General features: G+C 34.2%; 21 protein-coding genes and 1 pseudogene. 21 read left to right on the forward strand and 1 reads right to left on the reverse strand.

Features of this window, described 5'->3' with window-relative positions; all coding sequences use genetic code 11:
- Nucleotides 1-586 precede the first annotated feature (586 nt).
- Nucleotides 587-1,471, reverse strand: a complete 885-nt coding sequence (locus BW724_RS01505; RefSeq protein WP_235849056.1) for a LysR family transcriptional regulator — start codon at nucleotides 1,469-1,471, stop codon at nucleotides 587-589.
- A gap of 146 nt (nucleotides 1,472-1,617) precedes the next feature.
- On the opposite strand from BW724_RS01505, the gene BW724_RS01510 reads away from it, so the two are divergent.
- The 21 genes and pseudogenes from BW724_RS01510 to BW724_RS01605 all read left to right on the forward strand — a co-directional run bounded on the left by BW724_RS01510 (nucleotide 1,618) and on the right by BW724_RS01605 (nucleotide 24,538).
- Nucleotides 1,618-1,791, forward strand: a complete 174-nt coding sequence (locus BW724_RS01510) for a lysine biosynthesis protein LysW (protein WP_088073345.1) — start codon at nucleotides 1,618-1,620, stop codon at nucleotides 1,789-1,791.
- Nucleotides 1,792-1,800: 9 nt separating this feature from the next.
- Nucleotides 1,801-2,088 (forward strand): ATP-grasp domain-containing protein, encoded by a 288-nt coding sequence (locus BW724_RS24025; RefSeq protein ID WP_235848862.1) that lies wholly within the window; start codon nucleotides 1,801-1,803, stop codon nucleotides 2,086-2,088.
- A 6-nt stretch (nucleotides 2,089-2,094) separates the two neighbouring features.
- The gene (locus BW724_RS24030; protein WP_328588738.1) at nucleotides 2,095-2,676 is read left to right on the forward strand and encodes an ATP-grasp domain-containing protein; all 582 of its coding nucleotides are present in this window, start codon (nucleotides 2,095-2,097) and stop codon (nucleotides 2,674-2,676) included.
- Complete coding sequence (locus tag BW724_RS01520; protein ID WP_088073346.1) at nucleotides 2,669-3,289, forward strand: degT/DnrJ/EryC1/StrS aminotransferase; 621 nt, start codon at nucleotides 2,669-2,671, stop codon at nucleotides 3,287-3,289. The genes BW724_RS24030 and BW724_RS01520 overlap by 8 nt, the downstream gene beginning before the upstream one ends.
- Complete coding sequence (locus BW724_RS01525) at nucleotides 3,279-4,598, forward strand: DegT/DnrJ/EryC1/StrS aminotransferase family protein (RefSeq protein WP_088073347.1); 1,320 nt, start codon at nucleotides 3,279-3,281, stop codon at nucleotides 4,596-4,598. The genes BW724_RS01520 and BW724_RS01525 overlap by 11 nt, the downstream gene beginning before the upstream one ends.
- Entirely contained in the window at nucleotides 4,595-5,638 is a 1,044-nt protein-coding gene (gene argC / locus BW724_RS01530; RefSeq protein ID WP_088073348.1) for an N-acetyl-gamma-glutamyl-phosphate reductase, read from the forward strand. Before BW724_RS01525 ends, argC begins: the two co-directional genes overlap by 4 nt.
- Entirely contained in the window at nucleotides 5,629-7,518 is a 1,890-nt protein-coding gene (locus tag BW724_RS01535) for a M20/M25/M40 family metallo-hydrolase (RefSeq protein WP_235848864.1), read from the forward strand. The genes argC and BW724_RS01535 overlap by 10 nt, the downstream gene beginning before the upstream one ends.
- Nucleotides 7,487-8,302 (forward strand): 1-deoxy-D-xylulose-5-phosphate synthase N-terminal domain-containing protein, encoded by an 816-nt coding sequence (locus tag BW724_RS01540; RefSeq protein ID WP_205160351.1) that lies wholly within the window; start codon nucleotides 7,487-7,489, stop codon nucleotides 8,300-8,302. The genes BW724_RS01535 and BW724_RS01540 overlap by 32 nt, the downstream gene beginning before the upstream one ends.
- On the forward strand, nucleotides 8,299-9,228 hold the full coding sequence (locus BW724_RS01545) for a transketolase family protein (RefSeq protein ID WP_088073349.1): 930 nt from the start codon (nucleotides 8,299-8,301) through the stop codon (nucleotides 9,226-9,228). The genes BW724_RS01540 and BW724_RS01545 overlap by 4 nt, the downstream gene beginning before the upstream one ends.
- Nucleotides 9,229-9,246: 18 nt before the next feature.
- Complete coding sequence (locus BW724_RS01550) at nucleotides 9,247-10,482, forward strand: ATP-grasp domain-containing protein (protein ID WP_088073350.1); 1,236 nt, start codon at nucleotides 9,247-9,249, stop codon at nucleotides 10,480-10,482.
- Nucleotides 10,483-10,689: 207 nt separating this feature from the next.
- Nucleotides 10,690-11,877: an MFS transporter gene (locus BW724_RS01555; protein ID WP_088077589.1), complete on the forward strand. Its 1,188-nt coding sequence runs from the start codon at nucleotides 10,690-10,692 to the stop codon at nucleotides 11,875-11,877.
- Nucleotides 11,878-12,450, forward strand: a complete 573-nt coding sequence (locus BW724_RS01560; RefSeq protein WP_088073351.1) for a flavodoxin family protein — start codon at nucleotides 11,878-11,880, stop codon at nucleotides 12,448-12,450. It abuts the gene before it with no gap.
- 439 nt (nucleotides 12,451-12,889) lie between these two features.
- A pseudogene (gene tnpA / locus BW724_RS01565) lies at nucleotides 12,890-13,351 on the forward strand (IS200/IS605 family transposase).
- Between the two features lie 192 nt (nucleotides 13,352-13,543).
- A complete protein-coding gene (locus BW724_RS01570; RefSeq protein ID WP_088073352.1) occupies nucleotides 13,544-13,756 on the forward strand; it encodes a hypothetical protein in 213 nt (70 codons plus the stop codon).
- 908 nt (nucleotides 13,757-14,664) lie between these two features.
- Nucleotides 14,665-15,513, forward strand: coding sequence for a sce7726 family protein (locus BW724_RS01575; protein WP_088073353.1), 849 nt, complete (start codon nucleotides 14,665-14,667; stop codon nucleotides 15,511-15,513).
- On the forward strand, nucleotides 15,494-16,450 hold the full coding sequence (locus BW724_RS01580; protein ID WP_235848867.1) for a sce7725 family protein: 957 nt from the start codon (nucleotides 15,494-15,496) through the stop codon (nucleotides 16,448-16,450). The genes BW724_RS01575 and BW724_RS01580 overlap by 20 nt, the downstream gene beginning before the upstream one ends.
- Nucleotides 16,451-16,452: 2 nt before the next feature.
- Nucleotides 16,453-17,529: an RES family NAD+ phosphorylase gene (locus BW724_RS01585; RefSeq protein ID WP_088073355.1), complete on the forward strand. Its 1,077-nt coding sequence runs from the start codon at nucleotides 16,453-16,455 to the stop codon at nucleotides 17,527-17,529.
- 414 nt (nucleotides 17,530-17,943) lie between these two features.
- Complete coding sequence (locus tag BW724_RS01590) at nucleotides 17,944-20,676, forward strand: ATP-dependent DNA helicase (protein ID WP_088073356.1); 2,733 nt, start codon at nucleotides 17,944-17,946, stop codon at nucleotides 20,674-20,676.
- 113 nt (nucleotides 20,677-20,789) lie between these two features.
- Nucleotides 20,790-21,704 carry a bacteriophage abortive infection AbiH family protein gene (locus BW724_RS01595; protein ID WP_088073357.1) on the forward strand — a complete coding sequence of 305 codons (915 nt, stop codon included), beginning with the start codon at nucleotides 20,790-20,792 and terminating at the stop codon, nucleotides 21,702-21,704.
- 932 nt (nucleotides 21,705-22,636) lie between these two features.
- Complete coding sequence (locus BW724_RS01600; RefSeq protein WP_088073358.1) at nucleotides 22,637-23,356, forward strand: polysaccharide deacetylase family protein; 720 nt, start codon at nucleotides 22,637-22,639, stop codon at nucleotides 23,354-23,356.
- 222 nt (nucleotides 23,357-23,578) lie between these two features.
- Nucleotides 23,579-24,538: an alpha/beta hydrolase gene (locus BW724_RS01605; protein WP_088073359.1), complete on the forward strand. Its 960-nt coding sequence runs from the start codon at nucleotides 23,579-23,581 to the stop codon at nucleotides 24,536-24,538.
- The last annotated feature ends 59 nt before the right edge of the window (nucleotides 24,539-24,597 follow it).

Genomic DNA, 24,597 nt, shown 5'->3' on the forward strand with positions numbered 1-24,597 from the left:
TAACATTGGCTCTTTCCCCGCACTTACTGGCTCAGATGTCCGCAAACAGTGGATCAAAACTCCGCACTCCTGGCTCATTCTGTCCGCAATAATCAGCCTTTTCATACGGTCTCGAACCGATAGGATAACCGAACTGTCGCTCCATCTCAATTATAGTATGAAAGAAAGTGTTGCCGATTTAGAAGCAATTCGAGAAGATTTTGGTGTTAAGGGTTACATTAAGAGGATTTTTATAATTATGGATTAGAAGCAGTAGAAAACATATGAAAACTGATAAATTCAAATTACAAAAACCTTGATTGGCTTTAATGCCTTTCAAGGTTTCTTTTTTGCGGAACAACTTAGATGCAATTGCTTGCTGGATAAGTCTTTTATTGAAGAGTTTGGTTCATTAGAAAACAAATACTAAACTGTACTTTTCTCAATTCATTAGATTTTGTGGTTTTCACAAATCCTACAATTTGTTTTAAAACAGCCTTTGGAATTTATGATAGAGATATTTAAAGAAACTATAACAAATGTCATTATTAAGTAGATTCTAAATAACAATGCTAATAATAATAGTTAGCTTTGTGTGACTCTGTTATTAGAACACATTTTTACTAATTGAAATAAATGTATTAAGCAGTGGTGTGAGTTTTTTGTCTTTATGCCATGAGATGAAATGATAGATCTCCTGTTTTTCCTCATGAGACCAATCAATAATTTTTAATTGACCTTTATCTACTTCTGCTTCTACTACTTCACTGGGTAATAAAGCAATACCTAAATCTGATTTCACACAGTTCTTTAACGTTTCGATGTTAGTAATTTCATAAGTAGAATTGAATTTAATTTGATAATCTAATAGCATATCTTCTAAAAGGTTTCTATATGAACAACCTTTTTCCGTAAGAATAAGAGTTTCTTCGATTAAATCTTGTAATGTTAATTTTTTGTTCAGTGTCGCTTTATTATTTGGAGAAGACACTAATACTAATTTTCCTTTTGACAACCTAGAAACCGTAAGATTAAGATCCTCACTTATATCTATTCTAAAACTAAAAGCAAAATCCATCTTACCACTCTGAAGTTCTGACTGGATTTCCCAATGTTTGTGAATAGGTTTGATAACCACTTTTACATTTGGAAATAAAATCTTCAACTCTTTTAAAACTTTTGGTAGCTTATATGCACATTGGCTTTCGGTTGCACCAACTACAATAGTACTTGTCATATTGTTATCGTAATTAATCTCGTCAATAGCTGATTGATATTGAGAGATAATGGTGTTGGAGTAGACTTGAAATTTCTCTCCAAATGGTGTTAATACTAATTTATTTCCAAGCCTTTCAAAAAGGTTGACCCCTAGTTCACCCTCTAAGCTTTTAATTTGAGAAGTCACACTAGACTGAGCATAGTTTAAAATCTCAGCAGTCTTGGTAAAATTTAATGTCTTACTCGCCATCTGAAATGTTAATAATTGCTTCATATCCACTAAACTCCACTCCTATCGATAATTCCGATTCACCCCATCAGTTTTTCCGACTGGGATATATAACCATATTATCATATAATTAACTTGTTCAGATAGGAAGTAACAATAATTTCAAATTCGAAAACATAGGAGGAATTTAATTGAATAACCTTAGTTGCTTAGTTTGTCAATCTGATATCAAATTTGGGAATGAGTCTTTTGTTGGTGAAATCATTGAATGCTCGGACTGCGGAGAAGAACATGAAGTTGTAGAAGAAAATGGATCTTTGACAATTGGTTTAGCACCGGAGATCGAAGAATCGTGGGGAGAATAAACCTAGCCTATGAGAGTTTTAATATGTGTTACTAAGTTACGAGATGAAGAAAAGATGATCATTAGCCAGCTAAATCAAAAGAATATAGAAGTAAAAGTCATCTTAGATTCCATGAGTCTTCCTCTAGAAGAAATATTCCAAGGGAGATTTAATTTAGCGATTATTCGTTGTTTGTCCCAATTAGAAGGGAAAAAAAGAGCTCGGATTCTAGAAAGTGCTGGGTTACGAACAATGAATAATTCAAAGGCCATTAACATATGTACTGATAAAATTCTTCAAGCCGTAATGTTTCAATAAAATGATATCCCTCAACCCGATTATATAATTGCATTTACACCTGCCGATTTAATGAAAAGACCATTTAAATTAGGAAACGAATTTTTAATTAAGCCGGCAACTTCTTCATGGGGACGAGGGATCAGTTTAATTGAAAACGAAAGATGCTTAGAGGCTTGGATAGCTGCAAGAGAGTCTTTGGATGTGAAGAATAAAGAATTCCCTGTTCTTGCCCAGGAGTTCATAAATAAAGGGGATTTTGATGTTCGTGTCGTTATTATTGGAGAATTGCCTGTCGTGGCTTTTAAACGAGTATCCGAAGAATCGTGGAAGACAAATACGCATTTAGGTGCTTCCGTATTTCCAATACCAATTGATAATGAAATAAATGAATTGGTTCACCAGATTGTGAAAACCATAGGAGAAGGTGTTTATGGTTTAGATTTATTATATGACTTTGCCCAAGAGAAATACGTAGTTTGTGAAATTAATCAAAATCCTGAATTTGCACAATCTTCGAAAATACACAAAGTTGACATTCCATTTTTTTTAGCAGATTACGTATATGATGTCATTCATCTAGAACGAGAGGAGAAAGTATATGGATAAAAAGAAGCAATTTCAAATATCTTTTGTTTTATCTAGGGTCTTAAATTCGGGGATTATTATGAGTATTGAAAAGAATGAGAAAGAAATAAATGGACTTGAGAAATTGGTAGCCCAAATCACAAAATTATCTTATGTTTCTGTTTTTAATAGCTATACAGGAGCTCTTCACGGAGCTCTTAATGGTAAGGATATAGTACATGGAGATTTTGTTACATTATCAAATACATCAGAAAATGAACAAAAGTTTCTAAATTGGTTAGGTGTTTTTAATCTAAATAATAATGAAACTGATGCATTTGATAGGATATCGGTAAGTTGGGATAACATTAGTGATTTTGAAAAAGTCCTTCTGAATCATTCAACAGTGGTTGTGGATCTGACTGATTTAGGATTTGGACCATGTGCTGTAGTTGCTACGGATGAAAAGTCAGTATGGGAGAAATCTGAAAGGCTTAAGATATTTGGAGCTTTTGATCTCCGTACAATGTGGACTCAAGAAGAAAGTCATCCAGACATCCAGCCTGGTATTCAGTTTAATTACAGAGTTAGCCCTTTGGTTGCTGCTTGTGCCAAGGTATCTTTGATAAAAAGAGGTGTAGCTGTTGAGAACTGATTTTTTTAAAAAACCACTAGATTTTCCTTCAGAGGAAATGATTTATGAAAACCTAGCTTATTTTGGTGGAAAAGCCATTCTTCCTGAAGACAACAGAAAGACAAATTTCCCATACATTACAAAAGAAGATATTATGCAGATGTTGATTTCTATTCAACATGAGCCGAACAAAGTTATAGATGAATTTGCTAACAAATATAGGGGGTATGTTGGTGCTAATTATGCGATTCCTACAGCAAGTGGCACATCGAGTTTACACCTAGCTTTAGTAGGAGCAGGTGTTCAACCCGGCGATGAAGTTATTATCCCTAATTTCACATTTATAGCTACAGCTCAGGCTGTAGTGGCTGCAAAAGCAATTCCTGTTTTTACGGATATTGATCCGAAGACATACTGTATGGATGTTACACAAGTAGAGGAATTGATTACTTCTAAGACAAAAGCAATTATGCCTGTCCATGTCCATGGGCTTCCTGCTGACCTTCCACAATTACAAGAGATTTGTTATAAACATGGCATAAAACTTGTCGAAGATGCGTCTCATGCACATTCAGCTTCAATTGATAACAAAGTATGTGGATCTATTGGGGACGCTGCTGGACAGAGTCTAATGGCAGATAAAAATTTTCCTGTAGGTGGAGAAGGTGGGATCGCGTTTTTTAAAAAAGAAGAGGACTATAACCGTGCTTTAGAATTCCTAGATGCTTCTGGGATTGACTACAGAATGTCATGGATAGCTGCAGCTTTTGGAATTAGTCAATTGGAGAGACTTCCTTATTACGATAAAGTGAGGGCACGTAATGCGCAATTTTTAAGTGACGCACTAGAAGAAACAGATTTGTTTATCCCTCCCTACGTCCCGGAAGGTTATCGACACAGCTATAATATGTACCGGATAAAATTAAATCCAGCAGCCAAGGGGTTAGAAGATTTAGAAGATTATAAGGTTAAGGAAGCTATCCAACGGATTATTATGGAAGAAGGAATTTTTGCAAGGGAATGGCAAAATCGTCCAATTCCTGGGCATCTACCATTCAAAAATCAAAAAGGATTTGGTAATCAGTATCCTTTTAGTCTAAGTGAAGTAAATAGGAAGTATAAGGTGTCTGATTATCCTCAAACTTTAGATATGTTTCGAAATACGTTAACAATCTGTAGAGAACTAAGATCTCCAATCGAATATGAGAGAATTCAATCTTACGCACTAGCATTCAAGAAAATAGATCAAAATCCAGATATGATTCGTAAGGTGGTAGAAGAAATTGGAGAATTAGAATTACCATACGAAAAGGATGCTAGATTAGGATGAGCTCAACAATTAAAACAGCAATTTTAGGTGGCGGAGGCTTTGTTGGGATGGAAATTTACAGAATATTAAAGAAACAAGTGAATGTTTCTATTGAATTTGTTTCCTCCGAATCATTAGTTGATCAGCCTGTCGAGAAGTACTACCGGATGTTCAAAAATAAAAATAAGCAGTTGAAGTTTAAACCGATTAGTCAACTTGAAGATGGGTATGACGTTATATTCTCATGTCTCCCTACAGGAGTTTTACCTATATATATTGATAGAATTAAGTCTAAATCTAAAGTTATTTTTAATGTAAGTGGAGATTTTAGACTTCAAGATCAGTATCAATTAGAAAAATACTATCCACAAACACTTAATACAAATACTTACTTAGAATCACAGTATTATATCCCTGAATTTCACGAATTAGATAAAGAGTCTAAAATCATTAATTTACCAGGATGTATGGCTGTAGCTAGTATTTATTCTCTTTATCCCTTGGTGAAGAACAATTTGATTGAAAACAAAATTGTAATTGATGCCAAGACAGGATCGAGTGGGGGCGGGAAGAAATCTACGGAACATCCAGCTGAGAGAGCTCACAATTTGCGGCCACATAAGGTTCATGGTCATCGTCATAAACCTGAAATATGTCATGTCTTTGAAAGTATGTTTGGAATTGCCTTGGACCTGCAGTTTTCTACATATAGTTTAGACTTACCTCGTGGAATTATGGTAACTTCTTACACTCAATTAAAAGAAGATATTTCAGAAATTGATGTCAAAAAGTCATACTTTCGTGATTATAAAGGGATGCCATTTATTGATTATATAAAAGATACTAGAGGGGGACGATTTAATCCGATGATTAAATCTGTAGCAGGGACTAACAGAGTGGAAGTCGCTGCTTATGTAGATGGTAGAAATTGTGTTTCAATTTGTACATTAGACAATCTGATTAAAGGGGCTGCTGGGCAAGCTATCCAAGCATTTAATCAATATTTCGGATACCCAGAGTTCCAGTCCTTAAATTTTCATAATGAAGGGATGTGGCCATAATTACTCAATTGTACGTTATTAAGGTGGGGAGTAGTACAGCTCTTTCTTCGAATCATACCGTTTTTGAACAGATTCGGAAAATTTCGGATAAAGGGAACCAAGTTCTTTTAATCATTGGTGGAGCTACAGGTATAGTGGAATATTATGAGCAAATCCAAAGGAAAGAGTCATATTTGGAACTGAGTAATGGTGTTCAGGCCAGGTATTGCAATCGAGAAGAAATGAATCATATCTATAATGCTTATGACCAAGTCATGATTCCTTCCATAAAAAACAATTTACAACACCTTGGATTAAAAACGTATGTACAATGTGCGGGAGACCAAGGTGTTGTAACTGGGAAACAAGGTCCTCCCCTTAGAGCTAGAGTAAACGGTAAGAAGAGAATTGTGCGAGATTCTTTGTATGGTTCTTACTTTGATTGTGAAACCCAATTGATCCACTCATTACTAAACGATTTTCACGTTGTCTGTTTCACACCTCCTATTAAGGATTCAGAGAATCCGAGTAATTATCTAAATATTGATGCTGATATGCTAGCAGCACATTTATCTGTTCATATGAAAGCTCATCATCTAAGGTTTGTTACGGGAACTAACGGCCTATTAAAAGATATTGATAAACCATCATCAACCATCAAAAATATTTACTCTAATGATTCTTTAGAATTTGTAAAAGGGAGAATGAAACAAAAAGTACGGGCAGCTCAACTAGCCATTAAAGATGGAATAAGTGATGTCTGCATAATGGGTCCTTCAATGGAACCTCAAAAGTCGACATGGTTTTGGAATATGGATGGATATAACAATAACTATGATATTATCAATAAAATTGTTCGTATACCTTCTGTATCTAGAAATGAAGAAGAACTTACAAATTATCTATTACACAACATCCAATTTCCTGGGGTTAAAAATTCAATAGATCCAGCAGGCAACATTGTATTTGAAAAGGGGGCTGGAGAACAAACTCTTTTGTTACTAGGTCATGTAGATACCGTTCCTTATTTATGGAAAGTAACAAATGATGAAAAGATGATTACTGGAAGAGGTGCCGTAGATGCGAAAGGATGTTTTGCAAATTTCATTCAGATGTTAAGAGATGTGGAAGTTCCGAAAAACGGTAAATTAAAAGTCATTGGAGCTGTAGAAGAAGAAGTATCTTCATCTGCAGGAGCTTATTACGTAAGAGATCATCATCCAGCTGATGCTGTGATTATTGGTGAACCAAGCGGAGAACATAATCTTACTTTAGGTTACCATGGATTACTTAAATTAGGCGTTACAATTCAAAAAAGCCAAAAACATAGTGCGTCTAGGGATAATGTAAGTGTGGCAGACCTTTATTACTCTATAAAAAAAGATTTAGAAGAAAGGGTAAAGGCAGTCGATTCAAATCATGTAGTAACCACAACCAGGATTAATCAACATAAAAGAGAAAATATAGATGTCTTAGAAGCGATCTTAAACTTTAGAATCTCTCCAGGAATAAATGTTGATTACCTAAAAAAACTCAATTTAAAGATTTCTGAAGAAGTAACTATTAATGTCTTGAGAGCTACACCAGGATATATGAATAAAAGGAATTGCCCATTAGTCAAATCATTTGCTAAGAGTATGGCTTCGGAAAAAGTGAAAATTAAGTATCTGAAAAAAACAGGAACGAGCGACATGAATACCTTGGCAACTAAATGGGTTAATACACCCATGGTAGCTTATGGACCTGGCGATTCCCATCTTGACCACACAAATGAAGAATTTCAAATATATGAGGACCTGGATCGTTCTAGGACTATATTAAAAGGTGCTATTGACCAATGGTTTTCTCATTTATCGGAGGTGGAGACCGTTGATCATCAATCAAAAGTTACTCACTATTGATCGTTTAGAAGTCAGAAGTCTTGAGGAATTATCCAAAAAAGCAAGGGAGACTATTGTAGAGATTGCAGCTACAGATACTGGCTGTCATATAGGAGGAAGCCTTTCTGTAATTGATATGTTGATTGCATTATTTGTTAAATTTCATTCAGATGATCAAAGCCAAATTATATTAAGCAAAGGACATGCTGCTGCAGCCTTGTATTCTGTTCTATATGTTAAAGGTATCTTAAAAGACAACCCTGCAGAAAGTTATGGAAAAAGTGACTCTTTATTAACGGGACATCCTAACCATAAAATCATAGGAATTCCCTATTCGACTGGAAGTTTAGGGCACGGCATTCCTTATGCAGCTGGATGGGCTCTTGCTCAGAAATTAAAAGGATCGAATGGAATTGGAGTAGCGGTGTGTGGAGACGGTGAACTTCAAGAAGGGCTTTGTTGGGAGACATTCCAAGTGGTGCAGGCGAAACAAATTCATAACTTTGTGTGTGTAGTAGATATAAATGGGGCTCAAAATGATGGATATGTCCATACTATCTCCTCTTTAGAAAATCTTAGAGAACGGTTCGAGTCGTTTGGATTCGAGACGTTAGAGATTAATGGACATGATTTTGAAGAAATAATTAGATCATTAAACATAATTGGTAGATCTTCAAAGCCCTTAGCAATCTTGGCTCATACAGTTAAAGGAAAAGGTGTACCGGATATTGAAGGAAATCCCAATTCCCACTATGCAAAGATCCCTCAACGTTTAAAAAACAAATGGAAAAGGAGTATTTTATGACTTTATCTGGAAGGGATGCTTATCGTGACCAATTGACGAAACTAGCAGAATATAATCATAATATTTTGTGTTTAGAAGCAGATTTGGGTGGGGCTAATCATACATTCCAATCAGAGTTTCCAGATCGTTTTTTTAATATGGGAATTGCTGAAATGACAAGTATTGATATGGCTGCTGGATTAGCCGAGGCTGGCTATGTTCCTTTCTTTTCTACATTTGCACCATTTGCATCACTACGTGCAGCTGAAAGTATTAAATTAGCAATGGGATATATGGGGAAAAATATTAAAGTAATAGCTCCCTACGGAGGAGTATCAGGAGGATGGTTCGGTACCACTCATCATTCTTTAGAAGACATTGCAATTATTAGATCCTTTCCTAACATTAAGATTGCTTGTCCTTATGGAGAGGAGGATACAAGAAGAGTTATTAGCGAGGCTGCGTCATCTCTCCATCCTTACTATGTTCGTTTATCAAGAAATGAGGCATTTGCAAGCCTTGAAAGAGAAGAAAAATCTGCTTTTTCTGCTTTAATCAATCAAAAGGGTAATGGGGATGTTTGTTTAATTTCAATAGGTGAACAAGGAACAGAATTGTGTAAGAAAATACAAGAGAACTATCCAGAAATCTCCCATGTTCATCTATGTTATGTGGATCAATCAAGTTTGTTGGATGCAGTTGTTCAAATAAAAGAACTTGGAAATGAATTTCTTGTCGTCGAAGAACATAGGTTAGCTGGTGGAACAGCATCTTTGTTATCTATACTTTTGCCTGACAAACGAGTCTATTCTTTTGATTGCGGTGAAGAGTGGCCTGTATATGGAGGAAACCATAAAGAAACTCTTGCACATTTGAAATTTGATTCGGAAAACTTAGATAGAAAAATAACAAACATATTAAGTGATGTCGTAAAGCCAAAAATATAGAAGATGAGGAGACACAAAATGGATATTCAAAAGATAGTTGCTTTTGTTGAGCCAAGCTTTTACGGGGTGGATTTTGTAGAGAGAACCTACAAGAAAGGATGTCAAGTGATAGCGATAGGATCTTCACTAGATAACCCTAAAAAATATGGATATGAGAATTACTATCACGATTTTTTAATCGCTGATATTAGGGATCCAAAATCCATATATAATGCGATTAAGAATTCAAAATATGATGGTAAATTAGATGCTTTAATTCCTGCAACCGATTATGCTTCTCACTACACAGCTGAGGTAGCTGAATGGCTGTCACTACCGACCATTCCTTCATTTGCCGCTAACAATGCACGGAACAAAGATTTAGCACGTCATGCTTATCAGAAGAACAAAGTACCGAGTGCGTTATATGTTAAAGTATCAGATGCTGTGCAAGCATGTGAAGCTGCCTCTAGCATCGGTTATCCGGTAGTCTTAAAACCCACCAACTGTGCAAGTAGCCAGGGTGTATTCTTTATTAATAATAAAGAAGAATTGCTTCAAGCGTTCCAGAAGTTAAGGGAGTTCAAAAAAACATATATGGGATTTGATGTAAGTACAGATTATTTAATTGAAGAGTACTTGGTGGGGCCAGAATTTAGCGTAGAGCTTTTCCTAAAGGATCAAAAAGTTATTTTTTCATCAGTTACAGAAAAGGAAACCTCCGATCTCCCATTCTTTGTAGAGATTTCCCATACAGTACCAACCTCTACTCAATTGGATAAAGTTGAAGAAATGGTTGAAGTTAGTGTGCAGGCTATGAGGGCGATAGGGATTGATAATGGTCCGAGCCATGTAGAAATTAAATTGACCCTTTCAGGCCCTAAAATTATTGAAGTAAATGGGCGTCCTGGCGGAGATCAAATTGCTTCGCAATTGCTCTTTAATACGTATGGATTCGATATTTTTGAAGAGACTGTTAATTTTTATTTGAAATTACCAATAAATGAACATTATCCAGCTAAAAAAGCAACATCTATTGCTTATTTAACCTCTCGAAACAATGGTGAAGTCTCAAAAATCCGTGGAATCGAGAACATAAAGCAGGACCCTTCAGTAATAAAATTTGAAATTAATGTTCAACCAGGAGATTTAGTGAAAATTCCAGAAAGTTCAGATGATCGATTAGGGTATGTGATAACCACAGGAGAGAATGCCGTCGAGGCCAAACGTAAGGCTATGAATCTGATTAATACTATCCAATTAGTTTACGTTTAATCCCCTAATAGCCGTTTAGAAACCCTCACAAGTCATTTGAATTTGTGAGGGTTGGTATTTAAACTATTTTTTAAATTTCCCAACGATTTATTCGATGGTCCTTATTCAAAATATCCGTTTTACGTCTAAGAATCCCTACGTTAGTATTTAATTAAAGTATATCTATAAAGAGGTGTTAATTTGTCAATCTTAAAAAGGAAAAACTTCATGTTCTTTTTTCTTGCAGACATCATTTCAGGATTTGGTGTTGGGATGAGTACGATCGGAGCTAATTGGTATTTGCTAGATAAGACAGGTGCGTCAAGTGCAGTGGGAATTATGTTAGCTCTTAATGTACTTGCTGGATTTCTTGTTTCTCCTATAACAGGAACCCTAATCGATAGGTTTAATCGAAAAGTAGTTATTCAATTAACTTTTATATTGCGGGCAGTAGCTATAGGGATTTTAACAGCTGCTTTTATATTTGATGGGTTTACTATAGGTTACATTTATTTATTTGCCATTATTAACGGGATTGGCTGGAGTATATATATGTCTGCCTCTCGAAGTCTTATTCAAGAATTACTTCCTGAAAGTGACTTATCTAAAGGTAACTCTTTGATTGAGATTAGTTTACAAGTCGGTATGTTTATGGCCGGTGCAGCTTCTGGATTTATTTATAAGTTTGCTGGATTTGAAACCATTTTATTAATTAATTGTTTAATGTTTGTTGTTAGTAGTCTATTTATAATTTTTGTTAAATATCAATCTATCTTGTTAGAGGATAAAGAGGATAGTTTTATAAAATCCTTTAAGAAAGGAATACATTACTTACGTTCACACCAATTTATCTTTTTATTGGGGTTTGTATCTATAATTCCTTTAGTGGTAACTATGACCTTTAACGTAGTTTTACCGGAGTATGTGAGTGGAACCTTAAATGCAGATTCTATCGTCTTTGGTCTCTCAGATATGGCGTACGGAATCGGAGGATTAATATCTGGTCTCATAGCAGCCCCTTTTGCAAGGAAAATCACGAAAAATAGAGCTTTATCAATTATCTTCACTTTATCTGTTTTAACTTTAGTTGGTTTATCCTTGAATTCTTTAGTAATCATGATTTATCTCGGTAGTTTTTTAATTGGTTTTTCAAATTCCTCGATAAGAATTATCATGAACACGATGCTTATGGAAATTGTCCCCAAGTCTTTAATGGGCAGAGCAATGTCTGTATGGATGGGAATTTCTTTATTTCTTCAAGCTATATTTGCAGGAGGTCTTGGATTAATTATTGATATTTTTTCTCCAGGTGTAGGTTTTATGTGTATGGGAGCAATAATGTTAGTTGGATTAGTTCTACATTTTTATATTTCCAAACGTATAAGCAATTCATATTATAAAAAAGAGGTGGTATAAATGAGAGTAGGTATAATTTATGGAAGTACAAGAGATCAAGGAAATACAGAGAGATTAACTGAAGAAGTTATAAAGTACTTACCGAACGTAACTAAAATCAACCTTAAACACTACCATATTAAAGATATTATAGATCAGAGGCATGAAGTTCACGGTTTTTCTCCAGTAGAAGATGATTATGATCAAATTATTGATCAATTACTAGAGTGTAAAGTTTTAATTTTTGCTACACCAATTTATTGGTATGGTATGACCAGTGTAATGAAACGTTTCATAGATCGATGGTCTCAAACTGTTAGAGATAAAAGTTATCCCAATTTTAAAGACCTAATGAGTGATAAACAAGCTTATATTATTGCAGTTGGAGGGGATAACCCCAGAGTAAAAGGTCTGCCACTAGTACAACAGTTTTCGTATATTTGCCAATTTATCGGATTAAATTATAAAGGGTTTGTGTTGGGAGAGGGCATTAAGCCTAATGATATTTTAAATGACAATCAGGCAATAGAGAATGCTCGTAAACTTGGAGAATTATTAAAGAAAAGAAATCAAATAGATATTCTAAATCAATAAGAAAAAAGGATTTAGAAATATATAAGGATATTGTATGAAGTAAGAAGCAGAACTAATTTGAATGCATTCCTGACTTTCGGAATTGACACACTAATCTATTTATAAAATATAAGGAGCTCATCGTTATAAATTGAACATTTGGCTCCTGATTCTCTTCCTAATAATGGGGGGATAGAGGTATTCTATTTTATAGAGTACTTTTTTCTAATATAACTAATTCGCACTGAATAAGTTAACGATATTACTAAAAAATGAGAAAATACCAAACCTTTGATGTAAGGGGTTTGGCGTTTTTTAATGGTTTTGAAAACCCCTGGCTATGGCGGGGGTTCTAAAGAGCTTATAGCGTGGTATTAAAAAAACCTCACTTCATGTAGGATAAAGTTGTTTTCCCGACCACTTCATCTCACCATAGAAAGAGGTATGCTCTGGGAAGGACATGAATAGTTTAGCCCACACAACATGGAATTGTAAGTATCACATAATATTTGCCCGAAAGTACAGAAGACAGGTCATTTACGGAAAATATAAAAAGAGAATTGGACAAATCATAAGAGATTTATGTGAACGGAAAGAAGTAATTATCCATGAAGCAAAGTCTTGTCCTGATCACATCCATAAGTTAGTCAGTATCCCACCCAAGTTGAGTGTCTCTCAATTCATGGGTTACTTACAAGGAAAAAGTAGTCTTATGATATTCGATCGTCACGCCAATTTGAAGTATCGATATGGAAACCGAAAATTCTGGTGTCGTGGATTCTATGTTGATACTGTGGGGAGAAATAAGAAACAAATACAAGAATATATTAAGAATCAGCTGTAAGAAGAATACATGGGTGATCAGTTAACATTATTCGAAGAATATAACCCATTTACCGGTGAGAAAAATAAGAAGAAATAATGAAATTCTTTAGAATTAGTGAGTGAATGTGGTACAGGTGGGAAACCCTTTTAGGCCGATGTCGGTAAGAGAGGCTTTTGCCGCAGAGCAAACCACAAGTTCACATTGGTGGTTTTGATTGAGTATTAAATAACATTTGGAAAGTGCGATTAACGGTAAATAACTAGTTGTTATTTTTAACAGGCTGTAACTATGTCTACTGTATTATATACTTCAAATAATGGACAAAATATCACTGTAGTGGAATATACTGGTTCAACTGCAGTTTCTGGTTTAAAAGGCTCACTTAGCCAAGATGGAAAACAACATACTATTCCTGTAGGGATTGGACACATTAATGGAACATATACTGTAACATCAGTCGTTGAAAAGGTAGAAAATTGGTTATTCCATTTTCTTTTATGATCATTTAAAACATACAAGATGAACCAAAAGCAAGTACAACGTTTGGTAAAAAGAATTGGAGTCAGATGGTGTTAAGATTGTTGGTAAGGGAGTTGGAACCAAATATATTTATTTTCCTTAATAAAATGTAGACAAAAGGGGACATTATTGGAATTAACACCTTAATGAACAAAGTACCAATTAGGAAATAAGGACAAAATAAGGACAAAAATTAATTGTTACATAAAGAATCTTATCATCTATTAAAGTCCTTTGACCAAAAAAAGCGTTGCTAACATTTTGCTAACGCACTCCAGTGAAAAACAGTAAAATCAAGTTAAAGATGTTACAGTAAGATTTTAACAGAACCCTGATATACCGCACTCTACACACACCAAGTTAACGATATTACACACTCTCACCTTAGGGGCGGCATGATGTGATAGCTGCTCAACCCCTTGATCTATAAGGGTTTTGAAGTGATTTGCTAACAAAATGCTAACATAATGTAAAAAAAGAAGCTTCTCAAAGGTTCGTAACTTGTGGGAGGTTTCTTTTTTATCTCTTGCGTAATTTGAAGTAATCTAGTACGACGTGACCTACTTCCCGCTCCATGATTTATTTGTGTCATCTTCCGCAATCTTTGGGTGTACCTTTAACTAGATGTTAATTCTCAATTCAGTTTAGCGAGTTTGTTTGTACTTGGTCCCTTACGTTTTTTCTTAAGTATCATAACTAAATGCTGTACACTTTTACAAAGATAAAAAAGTTATATTAATGAAATGTTTTATTGCTATGTGTGATTCTTGCAGTACTGGTAGTACTCTTTATACGGAATTTAGGTAGCTGTGTTGTATGGGGGTTTTTATTTAAGCTAACATCATCTATAATTAAATTAGAATGAATATATTAATTAAGGTGAGATTATGATGAGTAATAATATCATACTAAATAGATTATTTACTCCAAGTGTTTTTTTGAGTTTAATTAATCATCAAGATTTTGCTATTTTCAATACTTGTATTAAACGTTATTTAAGTGATATAGACTTAACATCAAATAATCACAAAATAATAACAAAGTTATATCATTATTTAAGAAAGCAATATAGGAATGAGTACTATTATAAAAATACACTTCTAAACAAAATTTTATTGGGAAGCCACAGTTTGAACACCACAGTAGCACTATCAGAAATACCTGTAAATAAATCTAAGGCAGATTTTGTCCTTATTAATGGTAAAGCTACTGTATATGAAATAAAAACTGAATTAGACACATTTGATCGACTAGACTCTCAAATTAATGATTATTATAAAATGTTTAATCGTGTCTGTGTCGTAACATCAGAATCAAACTATAACAAGCTTAATGACAAGCTGTATAATTCTAATGTTGGAATAAGTGTCTTAACAAATAGGAATACAATTAGTCCAAGAAAACAACCAATTGAAGATAATTCACATCTAGAACACTCCTCAATGTTCAGAACACTTAGAAAGAAAGAGTTCGAAAATATCCTGAACCTCCACTTTGGTGAATTACCAAAAACTACACAAGTTAATTACTATAAAGAATGTTTAAGATGGTTTAATCAAATTAATATTGAAATACTATACCCTTATTTATTGGCTGAGCTAAAGAAAAGGAATATTGGAGAGAAAGAAGAATTTCTTAATGTTCCCTACGAACTTAAATCATTGGTTTATTTTTCGAAATTTAAAAAAGATGATTATCATAAATTAGAGGATTTTCTAAGTGAAACATGGAGGGGATAATATGTATTTTCCATATTTACGTGGAAGACAATATGAACTAATTGCAATAAGGGAACTAGCGGAATTAGGATTAATCAGTAATCTAGTTAAGCCTGTTGTCGAGCCGATTAAACCAACTACTACTCTTTTAAAAACTATTAACAGTTTTATTGAGAATGAATTGGAACTTGCAGTTATTCATAATCCCCGTGTTGGAAACTTTTCCGATGAATATAGAATTTTAAGTAATGAGAAGCTAAAAGAAAATTTTCAAAATGCATTTAAGAATCCATTTATAATAGTTTCTCATATCATTAATGAAAACAGCTATCATGAATTAGATTCCTTATTTAAAGATGGGCATACAAGAGAAGAGTTATTGCTGATTAATAATGATGGTGATAATATTGATAACTACTTAAAAATATTTGACAATGCGAAGCCTCGTTTTAATTTGATTCCAGATGCCACATCTATTCGTAGAAGAGTTAGGGAAAATAAGGTGCTATTGGCAGATAAATTTGATAAGTTGGTTAGAAATTCAGATTATCTTGACAAGGAAGATAGTTATTTTTCAGAGGATCATCTATTTTATAAAGATGAAGGGTATATTGGTTTTTCTGACTATTCTATTGTTGGCTCTGAATATTCCGAGTCTGGTTTTGCTCCATATGCGGTGGCAATTCATATAGTATATAAGGACAATAACAATTGTTTTAGAGTTAAACACTTCGTATCTGATTCTAATGAGGACTATAGAGACCCGGCTGGTAAATTTTCTGAAGCTTTGGACAAACTTATGCAATGGCAATCAGATATGAAGATAAATACTTATGCAATGTCTGAGTTTAGGAAGCATTATGAAAAAGGTACTTATCCGGGATTAGGTCCAATAAAAAAATTAGCGATTATGCATCATATTGAGTTAGTGAGTAATTTCTTGGATGAGGAACGATAATCATGATATGTTGTGAGAATTGTTTTAGAGATATAGAAATAAAAGCAATTATTAAAGGTATCCAAAATACAGGTGATTGCGAGATTTGTTTTAGTACAGACGTCAATATTTACAATACTAATGTAAATACTGAATTAGTGGATAGTTTTAATGAATTGATAGAAGTATATACTCCGGTTGATAGTTTGCCAGATATATTTCCAAGAGAAAAATTAGTAATGCTTAAAGATGAGTTATTCGAAAAATGGAATATATTTAATATTAATAAGGAAAAAATTTATATTGTTATTAAGAATATCTGTCATGAGAAATACGAAGAAACGCCTGAATATTTTGATTCGTCTATTGGTATTCTGGATTTAGATAATACGGATTACCTAGAAGCTAACTCTCTTTTGAAGAACTATGAGTGGGAAGACTTTGTGGCTGAAATAAAAACAAATATAAGATTCCATACCAATATAATTAATACAGAGATTTTAAATGAGTTTTGCGAGAGTGCAAAATGTTTCTATAAAAAGGGTAAAATTTTTTATAGAGGAAGACTTTCAACAAGAAAAGGCTTTTCGAAAGATGAAATGGGGCCTCCACCTGATGAGAAAGCTTCTGACGGAAGGGCAAATCCAGTAGGGGTGAGTTGTTTGTACTTAGCAAACGATGAAAAAACTACACTACATGAAATAAAAGCTGGACTATATGATTATGTTTCTATTGGTACTTTTGAATTGTTAGAAGATATAGAGTTGATTGACTTTACAATAATTGACAAGGTGAGTCCTTTCCTTTCGAATAATTTAGATTTTAAACAGTATATTATTAATAAAAAACATTTAAGTAAAATAAGCCATAATATAGCAAAACCCCTTAGAAGGAATGATAGCCCACTTGACTATTTACCAACACAATATATAGTAGATTTTATAAAGAGTAAAGGGCATAGTGGTATAAAGTATTCAAGTACAATGCGAAAAAATGGTTATAACATAGCTATATTTAATAAAGGTTTGTTTGAATGTAAAGAAGTTAGAGTCCATGATGTTGAAATGGTCAATTACGAATCGAACCCTTTGGGAGGATAGACTAAGATACTTATAGATAACATAGAGCTAAAGCAAAATAACTAGTTATGGGATTAGTTAATTGCTAGATTGTACTAAACACGCTAATGTAAAATAATAATAGCTCCTCATTAGTTATTAAAAACTAATTAGAAGCTTTTTGACAAATTGTTAACAAAATAAAAAAAGAAGCCTCCCAAATAACTATTGGGAGGCTTCTTTTTTCGTTTCTTGTCTAACATTGTGATAAACATTTTCTCGTGATTTGAACATTCACATTTATTATGGAGGATTTTAACAAATTTTATCGAAGTGTGTTTATAGAAAAATCAAATAACAAAGTGTAATAAAAGAGTGTGGGTTAACCTGAAAAATAATCTCTGAATTCTTTATATTGCAAAGAGGAAATGGTAGTAACTTTATTGGAGGTGTAAAATGTCTACTAGTGGAACACTTTTACGAATAGACGCACAGATTCTTAATATAAACAAGGTTATTTGCCGACACATAGATAACCTTAGTACTTCGCCAAGAGGTGTAGTTTCGCAGGACATTCTGTCTCAATTGCGTAACTTTGTTGAGCATATAATGCTGAAGTTCTACGCCAATGGCCAAGACATAGATAACAACTATGATAATATCCGCACAGCAATTGACTTTGTAAGAACACAGGGTAATTTAAAAGTGCTGAGGCGATTTCATGACTATTTGCAAATCGTAGCATCACACTATACACTTGACGAGGAAAACTCCGAGCGGTTAATGCTAAAATATTACGAATACCTTTTGAAAATCAAAAACCTTATGAATGACAGATTTTCCTTTGATGTTCTTGGGAACCTTGACAATTTTCCGCTGAACATGGATTCAAACTTACAGGAGTACTATGAGAAGATTGCTGCTAAGATAAAAGGCTATAATATGCAGAACGCTGGAAAATCTGAGAAATACTATATTCAAAAGGTAAAGCCATTCTTTGTCGGTCAACGGGTTTACTATGAGGTAACATTTACACCTGCTAATGATTATGCAAGCAAGTTTAACCGGGTTATCGCCTTTACAAGTTTGGAAATATCCGACAACTATGCGGTCAAGTTTACCTTTGCCCAAGACAGCATTGAAATCCTCGGCAAGACTATGCCTATCACTGTTATCGTAGGTTGGGAAGTTGCAATTCGAGATTGTGAGTTTCAAAATTTCACAAGTCTGATTAGAGGAACAACCGTTAAGACAGGATATGCCGAACAACAGGGAATCTCCCTATTTTTAACATCAACGGGATTTAATCTAACAGAACTGGTTGATTTTCCCGATGCGGAATTTCAAAAAATTAAGCAGCAAGCGACACAACGATCCAAGGCGGTTGTGTTCTTCAATGATTTAGAGCATTGTCGTGCGATAATGAATACAAATGGCGCAGGCAAAAATCTGCTACGTTATTTACTTTACCATATGAATAACAAAATTATTAAGAACCAGCATCAAACCCTTGCAAACAATAATTTGTCCGGGCTTTATATGAAAAACGGTTGTATCCCGTTCGACAGTATGCCCTTTAATTCCTCGCCGTTAGGACATAACCCCAGACTGGTCGATTTGTTCGCTTGTATCAAAGCCGACGAACGGAAGCATGAAATACTTGCACGCTTGGTTAGGAACAACACCGAAATCAAAGGACAACTTTTTACGCCTGTTAAGGATATTGTTGGATTTGATGATATACCAGCACTCGTAAGAATCTACAACTCTACTTTATGGCACGGTCACCTTGAAAACAGTAAATTAGTGATTGAATCTGGTCAAATCTTCATTAATGGTTATAAAAACGATACACGGTTCATTATTAGCGAACTTGAGGATCTAGCAAAAAGCGGAGTCGAGAACTATTCAAATTCGGTAGAGGCATGGTTGAGCGAACCTAATCATGGTGTTGACTGCGAAGAGAAAAAAAAGGCTTTAACTCAAATGTTTGAAAACTCAAAAGTGGCTCTGATGTACGGATCGGCCGGAACGGGGAAATCTACGCTCATAAACCACATAGCACATTTCTTTGCCGATAAGAAAAAGCTGTTTTTAGCACAGACCAACCCTGCTGTAGATAATTTGAAAAGACGGGTGAAAGCTTCCAACTGCACATTTTCAACGGTTACAAAGTTTGTAAAAAGACAGAACATCATTACTGACTATGACTTGCTTATAATAGACGAGTGCAGTACGGTGAACAATCGTGATATGAAAGGTATTCTTACTAAAGCAACATATAAGTTGTTGGTTTTGGTAGGGGATTCATATCAAATAGCATCTATCCGATTTGGTAACTGGTTTAGTGTGGCCCGTGCGTTTGTTCCCGAAACCTCGGTGTATGAGTTAACACGTCCGTATCGGAGCAACAACGAGGGATTGCTTACTCTATGGGATAGAGTACGTAAGATGGACGATACCATTCTGGAACTCATTACACGGCAAGACTATTCCAACACGTTGGACGTTTCAATTTTTGCCTCTTCTGAAGCAGACGAAATAATTCTTTGTCTTAATTATGATGGGTTGTACGGAATCAATAACATTAATCGTTTTTTACAAGAGAGCAATCCGAGCGTTCCAGTGTTGTGGGGAGTTCAGCAATATAAGGTCAACGATCCAATTTTATTTAATGAATCCGACCGCTTTGCGCCCCTGATTTACAACAATATGAAGGGGCGGATAGTAGGGGTAGAAATTCTTGATAGTGAAAAGCTAACCGAACGCATACAGTTTGATATCGAATTGGATATGGTAATCAACGGCGTAGATGCCTTCGGTCAGGAGTTTGAGTTATTGGACAATTTAGAAAGCGGTAACTCCGTAATACGTTTTTGTGTCAACAAACTTAAAAGTACTGATGAAGATGATGACGGCTCTTCAAAATCAGTAGTTCCATTCCAAGTTGCATATGCCGTATCCATCCACAAGGCGCAAGGATTGGAGTATAACTCTGTAAAAATCGTCATAACAGATGAGGTTGACGAACTTATAACACATAATATCTTCTACACGGCAATTACCCGTGCGAAAAATAAGCTCAAAATCTACTGGACACCTGAGGTCGAGAAAAAGGTGTTGAGTAACATAAAACCAAAAAACAACAATAAGGATATACAGTTGTTGAAGCGGGGTAACCAATTATGACCCCGGAGAACTAATTTGCATCTGCATTGAGCTGCCAGAACCGTCATATCATTTAACATACCCAAAATGTGCGGGATACTCATTAAGAAGAAACTAAAATGAGGGTGAATAATATGAAACTGTTTATAATAGGAAATGGATTTGATAGAGGTCACGGATTAGCAACAAATTATTGGGATTTTCGAACATACTTAGATAATACCAATCCCGAATTCCTGTATTCTTTTGAGCAACATTATTCCATTTATCCAGGAACGGATGTAGAGGCAAAGAAGAATTTATTATGGAATGAATTGGAAACAAATCTCGCTAACATTGATGAGGATGACATTATTGATAACGCTATCGGTATGGATATGGGATTGGATGGTGGCGACATAGGTATATATGATACTTTGTATGCGCATTTCACTGACGAATATAAATACATTAAGCAGTTAGCGTCGTATCTGGATCAGTGGGTGCGAACTATTGAAATCGGAGATGTACAAACTAAGACAAGCTTTATCAATAAAGCTAATGATGCATTTTATATAACCTTCAACTATACGAATGTACTGGAAACAATTTATGGATTGAGTGAAGATAAAATATTACATATCCATGGCTCTATCCAGGAACACGATGATGACCCTATATTAGGACATGGCAATGAAAAGAAAATTAATGATATTCAAAAAAAGCGTTATGAAGCAGAGAATCTATTTGCTGAAAAGGAAATGAGCATTTACAGGGTAGTACAAGATTATTATTTGCGCACTTATAAAGATATAAATACTTATATGCCTAGCCTAAGTGACTTGAAACGAAAAGAGATCGATGAAATTATTGTCATTGGGCACTCTCTCGCTGGTGTAGACATCCCGTATTTCAAAAATATCGATAAGAGTACAATGCAAAAGGCCGAATGGAAAGTGTATTATTTCAGCGAAATCGAAAAGCAACGAATGTTGGATAGCTTGATTGACTGTGGAATAGTGTTCGAACGCATTGAAATGATACCTTCAAAAGAATTCTATAATTTGTAATGTATTTATTGCAATATGCAGCCTTAATTCTTGAGATAGTCTATGCTGGAGCTGGTAGCCGTGAAAGCAGCAGATTTGCAAAAGCATGTATGTTTTTTTAATAACTAAACCTATAATATTTTGCTGCTACTTCATGAGATTATAGCTAGGCAATATTTAAAGACACATGATGATTTTTGCTCAGGGATTAGTAATAAAATCGGCCAAGAACAAGAAAATTATTTTAATACGGTAAGTAAACTATTTTCTCCAATATTTAAACAATACTATCTAAATTGTTGGAATGTGACTTGATAAGTACTAAGAATGCTCACCCAGCATGTCTAGTGTTGCCACAAACATTCAACACATGTGGAGTGTTTGAAGCACAGTGAAAAAACTATTGCATTTGCTAACATTTTGCTAACGCAATCCAGTGAAAAACGGTTAAATCCCGTTTAAGATGTTACAGTAATATTTTTGTAAAACCTTGATATACCACACTTTACGCACACAGAGTTAAAGATATTACACACTCTCACCTTGGGGGCGGCATGATGTAATTCATGCTCCACATTCTTGAAATTATAGAAGCTTCTCATAAGTTAACTATACTTATGAGAAGCTTCTTTTTTAATTCTTATGTTATAGAAAGTGGGGGCACTTTAGTAATTTAGGTTAATAGGTTGATAAAGAAGTTGTCCATTAATGATTATTTTTGTTTAAGAGCAATTCGCAGGATGTTTTTTACTTTTTCTCTGGTGTCAAACAGTACCATCATCTTTTCCTCAATCATTACATATGTCAATACTCTGGACAATCACCTTTCAATAAGATAAAAAATAGTATATGTTCTTATATTGAGACGTTAATTGATGACTACGTCAATATAAAAATATATGAAAATTATAGTATTATATTAAGGTAGAATATAGCTTGATGATGGAGGTCTTATGAAAAAATTAATAAAGAGTGGTATGGTTGTAATCATATTATTGATTGCTGTAAGTTATTTATTAAATGAATTATCTCAATCAAGAACGTTTCAATTTTTTGGTGGTTTAGTAACTAGTATAGAAACAAACGAAAAAGTAGTAGCCTTAACCTTTGACGATGGACCTGGGGTAAATACACATGAAATATTAGATACTTTAAGAAGACATGACGTGAAAGGGACATTCTATTTAACAGGTTATGAAATTGAAAATGCCTTTGATGATGCGAGTAAAATTGTGCAAGAAGGTCACGAAATAGGAAATCACTCCTATTCCCATCAAAGAATGGTTTTTAAATCTCCCTCCTTTATTAAAGATGAAATAGATAAAACGGATGAGTTAATACGACAGATTGGTTATGAGGGGGAAATCACTTTTCGTCCACCTTACGGAAGAAGGTTAGTATTGTTACCTTATTATCTATCGAAGCAAGATAGGAAAACGATTTATATGAATATAGAGCCTGAATCATATCCTGAAATTGCTGGTGATGCAACTAAAATTGAAAACCATGTTGTAGAAAATATAGAGCCTGGTTCAATCATTTTATTGCATGTTATGTATGAAAGTAGAAGAGAATCACTCAATTCAGTAGAAGGTATTATTAACTCGTTAAAAGAAGAAGGATATAAGTTTGTTACAATCTCGGAACTTCTACAGTATGAAATTGAAGAATGATATAGGGAAATTATTTTTAGATGGGTGAGTTTTCAGTATAAGTAGTAATTCAAAAAGAGCAACGCATTCTTACCAGCGTTGCTCTTCATAGCTTATGGCGCCATATATGAAGTTAACTAATTCTTTGTCACACTCAAAGGGTGTCTATTTATCAGGTAATTCCAATTAGTCAATCAGATGAAAAGTGTTGTGGTATTATTTTCCTTGAAGGGGTTGGAATAAATGAAAACTGATAAATTATTGAAAACAGTTATTGATGTAGTTGGCTTTCCTTTTACATTAACAAATATGTACTTTAATAAAAAAAGAAAAATAAGAGAAATTGGTCTTAAATTAGAAGTCAATGACAAATATGTTCATACAATTATTTCTGGAGAAAAAGACGCGGAATATACTGTTATATTAGACGCTGGATTAAGTTGTTGTTCTTTAGATTGGCACTATATCCAACCACAAGTATCCCAATTTGCAAGAGTTATTTCCTTCGATAGAGCAGGATATGGATGGAGTTCTGCATACAATGAACCATATACAAGCCTAGATGTTGTAAATGATCTTATAAATATTATTAAAGGATTACAAATCAAACCACCATATATTTTAGTAGGACATTCTTTTGGTTCATTAAATATGAGGCTGTTTGCTAGTATGTATCCTGAATATGTTGCTTCATTGATTCTTATTGATCCAGTTCATGAAAAAAGATACCTTAGCAATGAGTGGGATTCTAGTCGTAAAAAGTCACATAAAAGAGCGCTTAATGTGTTTAGATTTGGTTTTCTTACTTCAGGTATAGGTCTTCCAAAATTGTTAAAGCAGTCTGTCGGAAGAAAATTTCTGCCTGAACCCTTTCAAAAATATGCTGATTATGTAGGTTATCAACCTAAATCTTATGAAGCAGTATACAATGAGTTTTTATTTAGTGAAAAATCTGCTTTGCAGCTCATGAACTCCCAACCACTAAATGCAACCCTTCCTGTAACCATTTTATCCTCTAATAATTCCGATCCTACTTGGGTTGAACATCAAACTTTACTTGATAACTTAACAGAAAACACAATACAAATAAAAACAAACAACCAGCATTCTATACACTTAGAGAATCCTGATGTAGTGATAGATGCGATAAAAGAGGCAGTCAATCAAGCAAATACAAAAACGCCTTCCTCAACAGAGGGATAGATAATGATTACGTAAATAGAAGAAGTTTCTCTTTAGTTGAAAAAACTTAATGAGAAGCT

Source organism: Litchfieldia alkalitelluris, from assembly GCF_002153425.1.
GTDB classification, from domain to species: domain Bacteria; phylum Bacillota; class Bacilli; order Bacillales; family Salisediminibacteriaceae; genus Evansella; species Evansella alkalicola.